Source organism: Bradyrhizobium sp. BR14999 (genome assembly GCF_056106085.1).
This window is the reverse complement of record NZ_CM148536.1, coordinates 6273913-6288016: the sequence shown is the minus strand read 5'-3', so window position 1 is coordinate 6288016 and position 14104 is coordinate 6273913. Positions and strand designations below refer to the sequence as shown.

Here is a 14104-nt window from a genome sequence, read left to right as displayed (position 1 = left end):
CAAACTGCAATCGAGGACGGAAATGGGCAATTCGGACGTTCGAGTGATTCTCGATGCCCTGCTGCAAGCAGCGCTAGATGCTGCTCGCCCGGCCGGTAAGTTCGCCGGACGTCTCCCTGGCCCGCCATCGGGCCGCACGATCGTCGTGGGGGCAGGCAAAGCCGCCGCGAGCATGGCTCAAGCGTTTGAGGCCGAATGGCCGCATTCGCTCGAGGGGCTCGTTGTCACTCGCTACGGTCATGCTGCAAAGACGCGATCGATCGAGGTGGTGGAGGCATCTCACCCTGTGCCGGATGCTGCCGGACTGCGAGCAGCGCAGAGAATACTAGAACTCGTCAGGAGCGCTCGCCCCAACGATCTCGTTGTTGCCCTGATCTCAGGAGGGGCATCCTCGCTCCTGAGTCTGCCTGCGCCTGGCGTGACCCTGGATGAGAAACGAGCGTTGACTTCCCAGTTGCTTCGCTCGGGTGCGCCGATCAGCGCCATGAACGAGGTTCGGAAAGCGCTCTCGGCAATTAAAGGGGGACGTCTCGCGGCAGCCTGCCGCGCTAAGTTGGTCACCTTCGTGATTTCCGACGTACCCGGAGATGATCCGACCATCGTCGGTTCTGGTCCAACGGTCGCGGGAAAATCATCCCACTTGGTTGATGTCCGCGCAATCCTTGATCGCCATGGAATCAATGTGCCGGCCCACGTCGCGAAGGTAATCGCAGCCAACGTTGCGCCTACCACGGTCGACGGCGAGACTCACGTCATCGCGACTGCGAGGATGGCGCTTGACGCAGCCGCTCTCGCTGCGCGCCGGCTGGGCATTGAGCCCCTGATATTGGGCGATGAAATCGAAGGCGAGGCACGCGAGGTCGGCATCGTCATGGCCGGCATTGCACGGTCTGTTCTGAGCTACGGAACTCCGGCGAAGCGCCCCTGTGTGATCCTGTCGGGAGGCGAGGCAACAGTCACGATGCGCGGGGAGGGACGAGGCGGCCGAAACACCGAATTCCTTCTTTCACTGGCATTGGCCCTTGACGGCGCGGAGGGCGTCTCCGCGATCGCTGTGGACACGGACGGCATCGATGGATCTGAGGATAACGCCGGCGCTTGGTTCGATCCCATGTTTGTCCCGTCGGCCCGCGACTCCGAAGTCGATCTTGCTGCGCATCTAGCCCGAAATGACGCCTATGGGGCGTTTGCCAAGATGAACCGTCTCGTGATGACAGGGCCAACACTGACCAATGTCAACGATTTCCGCGCAATCTTGGTTCAGTGAGCGTAAGCTCCTCTGGCTTCAAGGCTCACGACTGCCTATGCGTAAGATTGGATCAGATATCGTAGGTTTGTTTGGTGTGTGGAAAGGCGGTAGCGCTCCACCGACCCGAAACCCCACAGCTCTTCGGGCGAGACGATTCGAGCCTCAGAATTCACTTCATGCGATACGACGCTATTGTTAATGGGCTCTAGTGGGACCTTGGTTGCTCGAGCTAGCTCAAACTTGCCCATGATGGACTGGACCGAGACTTCAAGTTTCTCAATGATTTAAGAGGCGGCGTGTGCACGACGTGTGCACCGGGAGATCAAGAAAAATCTATTGAGGGCAAGTGTGGCCTTGCGCTTTGGACTGATGTGGCATCGGCAGAAAGCTTGGACGGGCAGGGTACTCCTGTCCGAGCTGATAGTTTCACGAATGGCTTGGCTTTTCGCCTGCCGGTGAAGGCATGCTGACTGCACCGAAAGTGAAAAATAACGTCGAGGGTTCGAGTCGCTCCGTCGTCTCGCCCCGAAGCTTTCGTTTTCGACTCGAGTAGTCGCGCCTCCAATGTGGCGCCTGCAAAGCGCAGAACCTACGTAAGCTCACAAAGCTGATCCCGTCGCCCACGATCCAGCCCGCTTAGGCACAATCAAACGGCCCACGCGCCCAGCGCGTCGTACGACCCTGGATCATGACTTCGTGGACGTCTTCGACACAATCGGCGCAAAGCGGGACTCTTTCCAAATCGGGTGACAGTTTGGCGGGCCGCTCGACGCGTCTTTCTCCACCGAGCCATCCTCGCCACGCAAGCGGGCGAGGTATGAGGCTCAGGAGCCCTCGAACTTGAACGATACGTTGAGTTTGGCGCGATAGGCCTCCACTTTTCCCATGGCATCCAGTTGCATATCTAGTTTGACGACCTCTGCAACGCGAAGATCCCGAAGAGATTTTGCAGCTTGCTCGACCGCGTTAGCGGCGGCCTTCTCCCAAGAATCGTTGCTGGTACCGACTAGTTCAATGATCTTGTAGACGCTATCAGGCATGTCGTCCTCCTGTTCGGTATGAAGCAGGAAGCAGGGCGCCCCCTGCCTTGTGGAATCTAGCATCAAGATATCGGCGCTTATACGACGCGATATGGTCTCAGGGACTTCGCTCGGAGTTGAGAAGGGGCAAGCCGGGACTTGGAGGGGAGGATGGCTCTTGGCGCGAAGCGGACATCCGGTCGGACCCGCACGCCGGAGTGTCGAAGCGCAAGTAGAAATGCGTTGAATTGGCAGGCGGCGGTCGAGGCGCTGATGCTGGCGGCGGCTCGCGGCGCCGCGCCAGGTAGCGGGCAAAGAGACGATTCGAACGCTGATTTCAGTGAATCACTTGCGGACGTTGCAGATGCTCTCAATAGTGTGGCTTCGCAGCTGTCGGGCTTTGCACACGAAAGACGGGCGGTGCCCACCTTACTGCATTTCAAGTTCCTTGAGGCCGCAATCCATTTCGGCTTGACGGTGGTCTGCCGGCCTTCGTCAGGCAGCCACCCATCTCCCCGTCTGGCAACGTCAGTTGCGCCATCGTTATGCAATGCAGTGATTAATTCAGTAATACTCCTCGCCGCGGGCAGCGCGCTGCGATATATTTCCGGTCGGAAGGACTGCTGAGCCCCAAGGTTTATGGGCATCATGGTCACCCCCACGCCCGGAATGCGGAGAGTGCTGCGGCAAGCGCACGTGTACGGCCGTTTGGTCGCACATGGTGGGAAATTGTACTATCCCGGCGGGAACCACCGGTTATGCAGTGAAGAGACCGCGATCGCGATGGTAAAGGCAGGCTGGCTCAGGCATCGCGGCGACGAGTATGAAATTACATCCGACGGCATAAGGGCCGATGCGCGGCGTGAATAGCTCCTTCTGACCGGCACGTCCGCCTTGTGCAGAAACAGTAGTGATATGCAGGCTCAGACCGAGAGAATTCCACAACCACGAGTGCGCCCCCGAGGCATCGATAATTTACGGGCCCAATCGGACGTCGCCGGGACCGCAATGCCCGAGGGCGAGATAGGCTGATCTATTGCGGTGACGGTTTTCTCACCCGATGTCAGTGGCGCCATCCGCAACGCCGGCTGTTAGCCACCAGACCCGAGCAAAAACGCATCGACCGACGCAGCTAGTCGGCCGGCCACTTGCATGGCCGGTGTGGACTGAAGGGGCAGCGAACCGACAGAATGGGTTGCCAGCCCAGTGCCGGCAAGAAGAGCTATTGCGATCGCAGAGAGATAGTGAATCCTCATGGCGATGGTCCTTTTCATCGCCCTACGAACTAACCGGACGTCTCAGAAGTGGTTCCCGAGCCGCCTAGTGGCCCTCAAGCGTGATCAGCATGTCGAGATCGCTCGTGCTTTCCTTGCGCAGCTTAATCGGTGGCTGGTACTCGGTGAGTTGTACCAAGCGGCTAGTGATTGCTTGTCAGGAAATTCGATGACGACGACGCGATGCGGCTCCCAATGGCCGCCCTCCAGGAACTGATGCGCGTTGCGCTTTGCCAGATACCGCTCACCGTATTTTTCGATCACAGGTCCAACCTTGACCCGATATTCTTCGAATATAGCGGGCTCCGTGATGATGTGTTCGGCGATTAGGTAGGCCTTTGGCATAGGCCAGTCTCCGCTCTTGATTTGCATGCCGGGAAATTATCACGCCCACCAGCCGACCAGAGGAAGGCGCAGCGCCCGGTATTGCGCGATACAAAATTTCGTGCGGGGACGCGCGACGGCCCGCCCTGACAACACCTCACGCCTGCTTCCCAATCTTGCCTCGCGCAAGCGACCACGGGCGAGCTTGCAGGCGCCCCAGGGAGCGGCTTGCGTAATGGTCAATATTTCGGCCGTACTTGGCCAAGCTCCAAAACTGACTTCATCCCATGGGATCTCCGCGCAGGCTGCGAGAGGCTCACTAGCCGCGGTCGCCCGCCGCTCCACTCATTCGCTGCGCGTTCGCTCTTTCTTCGTGTGTGATATGTTCATCTAGTATACGATTGTTCGGACACCGAGAACGAGCGGGGTGCCATGAGAGGCGTCACGGAGTGGCTCGAATCAATCGGCTTATCGGAGTATGCCCAGCGCTTCGCCGAAAACGGCATTGACCTCTCAGTCGTCCGCGACCTGACAGAGCAGGACCTAAAGGAGCTGGGTGTCCTGCTAGGTCACCGCCGCAAGCTGCTGCGCGCCATCGCAGAGCTTGATGACGAAATTAGGCCTCCGGCTAAAACAGAGCTTTACCCGGGCCGACCGGACGAAGGCGAGCGGCGTCACCTTACAGTGATGTTTTGTGACTTGGTTGGTTCCACAGCCCTTGCGGCGCGATTGGACCCTGAGGATATGCGAACGCTGATTGGCGCGTACCATACCTGCATCACCGAGGTCATAAGCCGCTATCACGGAAAGATTGCCCGTTACATGGGCGACGGGGTGTTGGTCTATTTCGGCTATCCGCAAGCGCATGAGGATGATGCCGAACAGGCTGTGCGTGCCGCCCTCGCAATCATCGATGCAGTTGCGAACATCCGGAATGTCGCCGCTGCCCTGGAGGTTCGCGTCGGCATTGCGACAGGCACTGTGGTGGTCACCGAGCTTCTGATTGAGAGTGTTCCGGCGGAGCAAGCAGTTGTTGGTGAGACGCCGAACCTCGCTGCGCGGCTGCAAACGATGGCCGAGCCAGGGTCTGTGTTGATCTGCGCGAGCACGCGTCGGCTCACCGGGGGTGAGTTCGATTACTGCGACCTAGGTCCCGTCGCGCTGAAAGGCTGGGCGGAGCCGGTCCGGGCCTATCAGGTGCTGCGGGCGAGCGGTGTCGAGAGCCGCTTTGAGGCGATGCACACCACCAAGCTGCCGCCGCTGTTCGGGCGTGACGAGGAGATGGAGCTGCTGTTACGCCGCTGGCAACAAGCTATCCGGGAAGAAGGACGGGTAGTGACCCTTACGGGCGAGCCGGGTATTGGCAAGTCCCACATTGCGTCGGCGCTTAATGAGCGGCTCCAGGGTGAATCACACGTCACCCTACGCTATTTCTGCTCTGAGCATCATACCCACAGCGCGCTGTTCCCATTCATCAACCAGCTCGAACGTGCCGCCGGATTCAAGCACGGCGACTCGCCTCGAGAGAAGCTATCCAAGCTCGACGCTCTGCTGGCGCAATCCACGCGTCATCCCGAACACTTGGCGATTCTGGCAAACTTGTTGGTGCTGCCGACCGATGATCACTACCGGCTGCAGGACCTCACTCCACAAAAACGTAAAGAGAAGACCTTCGCCGCATTATTGGCCCAGCTTGATGGATTGGCGGCGAGGCAGCCGGTCTTACTCATTTTCGAAGATGTGCACTGGATTGATCCTACCTCGCTTGATCTGCTCGCAGCTACGGTGGAGCATGTGCCGCAGCTTGGGGCACTGGTGCTGATTACGGCGAGAGCCGAATTCACTCGCCCCTGGCCGAGTTATCCTCACACCACCACCATCCCGCTCACCCGACTTGGCCGACGCGATGGCACGGCGTTGGTACTGCGGGTGACCGGAGGCAAAACCCTTCCCAAGGAGGTAATGGAGCATATTCTCGCGCATACCGATGGCGTGCCCCTCTTCGTCGAGGAGTTAACGAAGATGGTGCTGGAAGGTGGGCTGTTGCGAGAGCACGACGGGGAATATGTTCTTGACGGGCCTTTGCCGTCATTCGCAATCCCGACCACCTTACAGGCTTCACTGATGGCTCGACTTGATCGGTTGTCACCGGTGCGGGATGTGGCCCAAATCGGCGCCGTCGCGGGGCGAGAATTTCACTACGAGCTTGTGAGCGCCGTCGCCGGGCTGCCGAAGCAGAGGTTGGACGAGGCTCTTGAGCAGTTGGTCCGTTCGGATCTGATGTTCTGCAGGGGTGAAAATCCACATGCGGTATACACCTTCAAGCACGCTTTGGTGCGGGATGCCGCATATGCTGGACTTCTAAAGAGCCGCCGCGTGCATCTGCACGCCCTTATAGCGAAGGCGCTCGAGCAGAAATTCCCCGAATCTGTACGAACCCAGCCCGAGATTATTGCATACCACTACACTCAGGCGAAGAACCACGAACGGGCCTTACACTACTGGTATGAAGCAGGCAGACAGTCAGCGGCGCGCTCGGCGCACAATGAAGCGGTCCGTCACCTGAAGCAAGGGTTGGATCAGATCCGTAAGATCGACGACCCGATTCTACGCAACAAGTCGGAGTTGCTGCTTCAGATATCACTCGGCAACTCTCTTCGGGCAATTAAGGGCTGGAGCACTGACAGCGTGAAGCATGCGTACACGCGAGCGCTTCAACTCTGCAAAGAGAGTGGGTTTGACGAACATGTTTTCCCTGCGATCTTTGGTTTATGGACGTGGAACTTCGTTCACGCATCGCTTGGTGAAGCTCAAGGCCTTGCAGAACATTTGCTGGATAGCGCCGAGAGGGCGGATAACCAGGTTTTCAGGGTTCTTGCCCACGAGGCTGTAGGGTTTACCTTGTTTGCACAAGGGAAATTTGCCGATGCTCACGCGGAGCTGGAGCGTAGTATTGGCCTCTGTGAGGACAGTAAGGCTGCAGAATACCTTGACCTGTCGGCACAAGACCCCCGCGTTCATGTCCGGGTATACGACGGCATGACACTCTGTTTGCTCGGTCATCCAGATCGAGCTTTGCGAATGTGCACGGAGGCTCGCCGATACGCAGATGCATCTCAACATCCCTTCAGTGAGGCAATCGCACGAACGATAAGCCTTCGCGTGCATCAGCTTCGGGGCGATGCCACCGCTGTCGCCGCGGAGGCGAACGCCGCAGTTGCGTTCTGCGAAGAACATCAGTTTGCGCACTATTTGGCCATGGCCCTGATTTTGCGTGGATGGGCTAGCGCCTATCAAGGCAATTTTGAGAAAGGTATCGCCGAAATTCAGGAGGGCTTGGAACAAGAACGAGCCACTGGCGCGCTGCTATTTGAATCCTACGCTTTGGGGCTATTGGCGGATGCATGCATAGAGTACGAACGCTACGCGAAAGCGTTCGACGTTTTGAAGCAGGCGCAATTGAGGCTTAGTGGGGAGAATTCCGAACGATTTTACGCGGCTGAGATATATCGTTTGTTCGCCGAAGCCCACCTCCGATCGAACCAGGATGTGGATCAGGCGGAGTACTATTTTTGCAAAGGCCTTGAGGTTGCGCGCGAACAGAAGGCTAAATCTCTAGAACTTCGACTTTGTTTGAGCATGTGTGGTTTGAGCGCACTGACACACAACGTTGAAAGGTGTCGCTTACAACTCGACAAGATCTACGGATCGTTTCGCGAAGGTTTTGAAACTCCAGACCTGGTCAGAGCCAAGGCAAGATTAGAAAGTGCGTGGTAGTGCTCAGCTTTGGACCAGTTTGGGGTCGAACGCGACCGGGCAGGGCGGGCCGCTCTTGTGAAGGGTTTCGGATGCCGGCCGCTTGATGGACGGCGCCGCGTATTCGGCGGCCGGCGTCCGAAACCCTTCACAAACTCGGAAGTCATCGTTTTTTGATTTGAAGGCGGCAGGCAGCCAATTTCTAGCTGCAATCGTGTATGCGCAACCTGGGCGATCATCGTGGTTCGCCGGAGAATGCCTGCCGCAGTGCTGATAGCCGGTCGAGCGCAGCTCGTGGTAACGGGCCTTTCTGGACCGCGGCGAGTGCGTCCTCGAACTGTTGCCGCGTCGCTATGCCGACCAAGATAGTGCACATCGCCGGGTGAGACAGCGCAAAACGCGTGGCGGCTTCGGTCAGGCTGGTGACGATCCCTTCCTTTACCAGCGGGATTAGACGGCGTGCGCGATCGACGTCGGCATCGTAGCTCATAGCCGATCCAATCGGCTCGGGCGCTGGACCTGCGATCGGGTGACGCTCGGCTGAGCCCGACAATGCGCCACCGGCAAGCACGCGGATGCCCACTACTCCAACGCCGGCCGCCTTGGCGTGATCGAATAATCGTCCGTAATCTTGTGCCGGATAGTTCGTCGGCAATTCCTCGGCGGCAGATGGATTGAGCACGTTGTAGACGACCTGAGCGCTGTCGAAGGCGCGTGAGTCGATCACCTGATGCAGTGTCGCGGTGTCGCCTACTGCCGTAATCCCGAGGAAACGAGTTTTCCCGTGCTGACGCAGGCGCTCGAACGCTGGTACTACTTCGCCGAGCACCTGTTGGACACTCAGCGCCAATCCGCCTCCCGTCTCGGTAATCGGATTGTGCAGGTGAAAGATGTCGACCCGGTCAAGACGTAGTCGCGCCAGACTGCCTTCGAGCGACATCGCTACGGCGTCGGCGATGCGACTGAACTCGCTGGGCAGCAACCGGACTTTGGTGCCGACGGCCACGTTAGCAGGTTTCAGCTTTTGCAAGACTCGGCCAAGGTTCCTTTCTGATTGGCCATTGCCGTACAGCACCGCGGTGTCGAAGTAGTTCACGCCAGCAGCGATCGCCCGCGCGATGGTACGCTCCTGTTCGGCAGCATCGCCGCGTACCATAAGTCCCCCCACTGCGCCGCAGCCGAAGCCCAGCACCGAGAGCTGCATCCCCGTACGCCCAAAGGCCCGCAATTGCATCGTTGTTTCTCCGACTGCATGCAGCGAGCGGCCAAACGGTCACGGCTCCTTCCGGCACCCTGATGAATTTCCGCCGTCGCATGTGTCCCGTAAGAACCGGGCCTTGCGCAGTCTTCTTCTAAGACTAGCACTTTTCGACTGCCGGACGCGTGAGAAATGGCTCACATCGTGCCTCAAGTGCTGATCGGACCAGATATCTTACCGGGGCCTCGCGACCACAAGTGTCCTTGTGGCGCCACAGCGTCGAGCAAGATTGTGGCCTTCCTCAAGTTGGGCATGCCGAAGCCCTTGAACCAGCCGCAGATCGGAGAGAGGAGATCACAGACTCCGGCGTTCCTGCCTCGGTCGCTCCAGGGGCACGCGTCGCGCACCTTGGATGCGGTGCAGCACCTGAGTGTCCCCTCCACGTCGGCCATTCTTAAGGAGTATTTGTGGCCGTGCTGAAGCAGGAGTACGATAATACGAGTTGCCCGGTGACCTCGTCTTGCCGCTGTTAGGGGAAACGATGGGTTACGCAGGTGCTGTAGCTGCCACTACTTCTATCCCTGGCCGCGGGCTTGGCTCGCGCTCAAGAGTGGTGGAGCGCGCCGACTGACTTAGGCAGGATTGGGCTGTCGTCAGAGCCAGCTGCCACGACTGGTGGGCTCCTAGTATCGACGTATTCGATCGCAGCCCGAATAGCCATTCTTGGACCAGCTGGTCGCGAGACCAACCAGGAGGTCAGTCCTGGAGAGCGCCAGCCGACCTAGGGGGCGAGGCACTTACATCGGCGCCCACCACAGTCGAGGAACCAGGCGAAGGCGTTTGCAACGCCAGCCTGCAAAGCCTCGCCACGTTGCAATGTGGTTGGTCAGAACAACGACTGTCAGGAGGAGACGAACATGCGGTCAGAACGAGAAATTTCCAGATCATCCGTCACGCGACGCGGGTTTTTGAAGCGGGTGGGAGCAACGGCTGGAACTGCGGCTCTGGCGCCGGCGGTTTCGTTGCCGTTCGTGTCTACCGCGCTTGCACAGGCTAAGACGCTAAAGATCCTCCAGTGGAGCCATTTCGTGCCGCAGTACGATAAGTGGTTCGATGGGTTTGCAGCGGAGTGGGGAAAGAGGAACGGCATCACGGTGACCGTTGATCACATACCGCATCTGGAGCTACCAGCGCGTGCTGCGGCCGAGGTCTCCGCGGGTGCCGGACATGACATTTTTGCCTTCAGTGGATCGGGCGGCCCGCATTTGTACGAAAAACATGTCGTCGATCTCAGCAGTCTCGTCAGCGAGGTGGAGAAGAAGCACGGCAAGGTCCATCAGGTCGGTCGCCAGATCGGGTACAACGACGATACGAAGGTCTGGAGCGCCCTTCCGGCCTACTACATCTCGTTCCCCGGCCTTTACCGGAAGGACCTTTGGGACGAGGTCGGGATCAAACCAGATAGCTGGGAAGACATCCGCGTCGGTGGCGCCAAGCTGAAAGCGAAGGGCACCCCGATTGGGATCTCGCTTGGGCACTCCGTCGACCCGAACCTCTCGTACCGCAGCATGCTGTGGAGCTATGGCGCCTCTGAATGCGACCAGACGGGCAAGCGCGTCACCCTCAACTCCAAAGAGACGCTCGAGGTCGTGAAGCTCGTTCGCGCCATTTATAAAGACGCCATGGAACCGGAAGTCTTGTCCTGGGACGATGCCAGCAACAACCGGTTACTGGCATCCGGTCGAGGATCATGGATCCACAACCCGATCTCCGCATACCGGTCGATACAGAAGGCCAACCCCGAATTGGCCGACAGGATCCACGTCTGGAAAACGCCGGCCGGCCCTGTGCGTAGGTTGGCATGTGGATCGCCCAACTCCTATGGAGTCTGGCGTTTCGCGCGCAGCAAGGACACGGCAATCGAGTTCCTGCGCTACTGGACTGACAATTGGGTCGCTGTCTTCGAGGCGAGCACGGGCTACAATCATCCGCTGTTCGAGAACCTCGTGCCCAAGCCCATGCCGATCTTGTCGAACGATCCAACCTCGCACCCGGCCGACAAGCTGCAGGTGCTGGAGACCGCCGATGAGTGGCACGCCACTTATGGCTATCCGGGACCGGCCGGGCCAGCCTCGGACGAGGTCGCGGACAATTTCGTCATCGTCGACATGATGGCCAAGGCCGCGACCGACAAAGCGACACCAGAGGAAGCGGTCGCCTGGGCACAGAAGGAGACCGAACTGATCTACCGGAAGTGGTCGGCGGCATAACCGCGGCGCCCCGCGAGCGAGTGGATAACTGCTCGCCTCGCGGCACATCGATACCGATCGGGCAAGGCAACTGCAGCCTGCGGGCCGTGGAGGACAGCTTTAGGCGTTCCTTGTTCAAGGATGGAGGAAGTGCAGATGGCCGCGGTTGTTGTCAAAGACCTCAGAAAGGTTTTCGGTGACGTCGCTGCCCTCGATGGTGTCAGCTTATCGGTCCGCGACGGCGAGTTTCTGGTGCTGCTCGGTCCATCGGGCTGCGGCAAGACTACTTTCCTTAGGATCATCGCCGGTCTCGAGCGGCAAACGTCCGGCGACATCCTGATCAATGACGAAATCGTCAATGACATCACGCCGCGCGCGCGTGGCGTCGCCATGGTGTTTCAGAGCTATGGCCTCTATCCCCACCTGACTGTCGCCAACAACATTGCATTTCCGCTGAGGACGCAGGGTACGCCGCGGCCTGACATCAAGCGCAAGGTCGATTGGGCCGCCGGCCTGCTCGGGATCGACCACCTGCTTCACCGGCGTCCCCGCCAGCTTTCGGGAGGCGAACGCCAACGTGTGGCGCTGGCCCGTGCGCTAGTACGCAATCCAACCGTGTTCTTGCTGGATGAACCGCTGTCCAATCTGGACGCGAAGCTGCGGGCAAGCGCGCGTAGTGAGCTGAAGCAGTTCCAGCAGAAGGTGGGAACGACCACCATTTACGTCACGCATGACCAGGTCGAGGCCATGGGCATGGGCGATCGCATCGCGGTTATCGACCATGGCAAGCTCCGACAAGTCGGAACTCCAAGCGAGATTTACGACCACCCCGCTGACGATTTTGTCGCGAGTTTCCTCGGGACCCCGCCCATGAACCTGGTCGAGCATAGCTGTGGACTCTTGGGTTTTCGGCCGGAGCATTTTCTGCCGCGGGAGATGCTCGACGGAGCCGCGCTCTCCGAACTGCCCTTCCGCATTGATCGCATGGAATATCTCGGATCGGAGCGCATCTTGTACGGTGCGTTGGATGGCTTCCAGGCGAAGCGCGAAGTCACGGCGAAGCTGCCGGCCCACGTTCCACTGTCTGGCATCCGCGCCGGTGAATGGCACAAATTTGCGGTTCGGAACGCGGAGCTACGCTATTTCGATCGGGATGGTCGGCGTATCGTCAGCCCCAGGGAGCAATCTCGATGAGCGCGATCGCCGAAGCAGGTGCGCCCCGTCGAACGATACGATCGCGGTTTACTGCGTTCGATCGGCTCGATGTGCTCGGGCCGCTGTTCATCATCCCCGCGATCCTTTATGTCGTCGTGCTCGTCGGGTTGCCATTCCTGCTGGCCCTGTATTACAGCGTCAGCGCCTACAGCATCTTCAATCCGAGCTACACGTTTGTCGGGTTGAAGAACTTCCGCGAGGTCATCGACAGCGAGATCTTCCGGCGGACCCTGGCCAACACCCTCATCTTCACGATTAGTGCCCAAATCATCGGTCTGCTGCTGGGCAAGATCGGCGCCATGCTCCTCATGCAGGAGTTCCCGGGGCGCCGTCTTGCCCGCGCGCTTATCGTTCTGCCTTGGGCAGTACCGGTTTCACTGGCGACGCTGGCCTGGGTGTGGATGTTCGATTCGCTCTACAGCGTCATCAACTGGACGCTGGTCGCGGTAGGATTGATCGATCCGGCACACCGGCCACAATGGCTGGGGCAAGAGGATTTGGCGATGATTGCCGTGGCGACAGTGCATGCCTGGCGGTTGTTTCCCTTCGGTGTCGTGATCTTTCTTGCCGGATTCACGTCGGTGCCGCAGGATGTGCTTGATGCCGCTACGATCGACGGTGCGGGCTTCTGGCGGCGCAACTATCAGATCATCCTGCCAATCATCGCCCCGATCATCATGATCGCTCTGATCTTTGGCACTGTGTTCACCTTCACGGATCTCAGCGTCGTCTATTTGCTGACGAAGGGCGGACCGATCAACAGCACGCAGGTGCTCGGCTCGCTAGCGTTTCAGGTGGGCATCCTCTCGGGCGATGTCGCTCACGGAGCCGCCATTTGTCTGTTCCTGTTCCCCTTCCTCTTGGTCGCGGTGATCCTGCTCTTGCGGTCGCTGCGGCGGCGGGAGATTTGAGATGCCGCGGCTTGCCGGAAAGGTAGTTGGGCAAAGTTCGTTTTATGCCGCGGTGGTTACTCTGGTCGTATTCGCCGCGTTTCCTTTCTACTGGATGCTGATCACGACCTTCAAGACAGATGGCGACCTCTACAATCTCAAGTCCATCCCTTATTGGTTCAACGCGCCGCCTACGCTCGAGCATCTCAAGTATTTGTTTGAAGACACGCTGTTTGTGCAGTGGCTGTCCAATAGCGCCCTTATCGGGCTTTGTGTCGTGGCTATCACTCTTGTTGTGGCCCTCCCAGCCGGCTATGGGCTAGCCCGCATGCCGGGCCGGAGCGGCGAAAATCTGAGCATCGGCATCTTCCTGACCTATCTGGTGCCGCCGACGCTTCTGTTTCTTCCTCTCGCGCGGGTGGTTACGTTGCTCGGATTGCAGGACAGCATGTGGGCTCTTGTCGTCGTCTACCCCACTTTCACCATCCCGTTCTGCACCTGGCTGCTTATGGGCTTCTTCAAATCGGTGCCGCGAGAGATCGAGGAGGCCGCAATCGTCGACGGCTGCACTGTCGTGGGAGCATTCGTGAAAACGGTCCTTCCTCTTTCCGTGCCTGCCATTCTGACCGTAGTGATCTTTGCGTTCACGCTAACGGTGCAGGAGTTCGTGTACGCGCTGACCTTTATCTCCTCTTCCAGCGAGAAGCCCGTTACCTTGGGAGTTGCGACGGATTTGATCCGCGGAGATATTTTCTATTGGGGCGAATTGATGGGCGCGGCGCTCATTTCCAGCGTCCCGGTGGCGATCGCCTACAATCTCTTTTTGGACCGATTCATCAGCGGCATCACGGGCGGCGCGGTCAAATAATCGACCGTTTCCGTCCTGCGCCCAGCCCGCATGGCTTCCGATGCCGCGAGATCATCAGGCTG

General features: G+C 59.0%; 9 protein-coding genes. 6 read left to right on the top strand and 3 right to left on the bottom strand.

The window, feature by feature from the left end; translation table 11 throughout:
- Positions 1 to 22: 22 nt before the first annotated feature.
- Entirely contained in the window at positions 23 to 1267 is a 1245-nt protein-coding gene (locus ACR9YP_RS29510) for a glycerate kinase type-2 family protein (protein WP_474217702.1), read from the top strand.
- Positions 1268 to 2073: 806 nt separating this feature from the next.
- On the opposite strand, the gene ACR9YP_RS29505 is transcribed toward ACR9YP_RS29510, so the two are convergent.
- Together ACR9YP_RS29505 and ACR9YP_RS29500 are read right to left on the bottom strand one after the other, a co-directional pair.
- Complete coding sequence (locus ACR9YP_RS29505; protein ID WP_091883835.1) at positions 2074 to 2289, bottom strand: dodecin family protein; 216 nt, start codon at positions 2287 to 2289, stop codon at positions 2074 to 2076.
- 1319 nt (positions 2290 to 3608) lie between these two features.
- On the bottom strand, positions 3609 to 3887 hold the full coding sequence (locus ACR9YP_RS29500; protein WP_438109309.1) for a DUF1330 domain-containing protein: 279 nt from the start codon (positions 3885 to 3887) through the stop codon (positions 3609 to 3611).
- 411 nt (positions 3888 to 4298) lie between these two features.
- Between ACR9YP_RS29500 and ACR9YP_RS29495 the strand changes: the two genes are divergently transcribed.
- Positions 4299 to 7643 carry an adenylate/guanylate cyclase domain-containing protein gene (locus ACR9YP_RS29495; protein WP_474217701.1) on the top strand — a complete coding sequence of 1115 codons (3345 nt, stop codon included), beginning with the start codon at positions 4299 to 4301 and terminating at the stop codon, positions 7641 to 7643.
- A gap of 214 nt (positions 7644 to 7857) precedes the next feature.
- Here the strand turns inward: ACR9YP_RS29495 and ACR9YP_RS29490 are convergent, their stop codons facing one another.
- On the bottom strand, positions 7858 to 8856 hold the full coding sequence (locus ACR9YP_RS29490; RefSeq protein ID WP_474217700.1) for an aldo/keto reductase: 999 nt from the start codon (positions 8854 to 8856) through the stop codon (positions 7858 to 7860).
- Positions 8857 to 9737: 881 nt separating this feature from the next.
- Here ACR9YP_RS29490 and ACR9YP_RS29485 point away from each other — a divergent pair.
- From ACR9YP_RS29485 to ACR9YP_RS29470, 4 genes are all read left to right on the top strand, one after another.
- Entirely contained in the window at positions 9738 to 11090 is a 1353-nt protein-coding gene (locus ACR9YP_RS29485; protein ID WP_438109304.1) for an ABC transporter substrate-binding protein, read from the top strand.
- A 135-nt stretch (positions 11091 to 11225) separates the two neighbouring features.
- A complete protein-coding gene (locus tag ACR9YP_RS29480; protein WP_438109303.1) occupies positions 11226 to 12263 on the top strand; it encodes an ABC transporter ATP-binding protein in 1038 nt (345 codons plus the stop codon).
- On the top strand, positions 12260 to 13195 hold the full coding sequence (locus ACR9YP_RS29475) for a carbohydrate ABC transporter permease (RefSeq protein WP_438109301.1): 936 nt from the start codon (positions 12260 to 12262) through the stop codon (positions 13193 to 13195). Before ACR9YP_RS29480 ends, ACR9YP_RS29475 begins: the two co-directional genes overlap by 4 nt.
- 1 nt (position 13196) lies before the next feature.
- Positions 13197 to 14042, top strand: a complete 846-nt coding sequence (locus tag ACR9YP_RS29470; RefSeq protein ID WP_438109300.1) for a carbohydrate ABC transporter permease — start codon at positions 13197 to 13199, stop codon at positions 14040 to 14042.
- Positions 14043 to 14104 lie beyond the last annotated feature (62 nt).

Excerpts from the sequence above, each read along its gene's own strand:
- ACR9YP_RS29510 (WP_474217702.1), top strand. The coding sequence starts at position 23 with ATGGGCAATTCGGACGTTCGAGTGATTCTCGATGCCCTGCTGCAAGCA.
- ACR9YP_RS29500 (WP_438109309.1), bottom strand. The coding sequence starts at position 3,887 with ATGCCAAAGGCCTACCTAATCGCCGAACACATCATCACGGAGCCCGCT.
- ACR9YP_RS29495 (WP_474217701.1), top strand. The coding sequence starts at position 4,299 with ATGAGAGGCGTCACGGAGTGGCTCGAATCAATCGGCTTATCGGAGTAT.
- ACR9YP_RS29470 (WP_438109300.1), top strand. The coding sequence starts at position 13,197 with ATGCCGCGGCTTGCCGGAAAGGTAGTTGGGCAAAGTTCGTTTTATGCC.
- ACR9YP_RS29485 (WP_438109304.1), top strand. The coding sequence starts at position 9,738 with ATGCGGTCAGAACGAGAAATTTCCAGATCATCCGTCACGCGACGCGGG.
- ACR9YP_RS29490 (WP_474217700.1), bottom strand. The coding sequence starts at position 8,856 with ATGCAATTGCGGGCCTTTGGGCGTACGGGGATGCAGCTCTCGGTGCTG.
- ACR9YP_RS29475 (WP_438109301.1), top strand. The coding sequence starts at position 12,260 with ATGAGCGCGATCGCCGAAGCAGGTGCGCCCCGTCGAACGATACGATCG.
- ACR9YP_RS29480 (WP_438109303.1), top strand. The coding sequence starts at position 11,226 with ATGGCCGCGGTTGTTGTCAAAGACCTCAGAAAGGTTTTCGGTGACGTC.
- ACR9YP_RS29505 (WP_091883835.1), bottom strand. The coding sequence starts at position 2,289 with ATGCCTGATAGCGTCTACAAGATCATTGAACTAGTCGGTACCAGCAAC.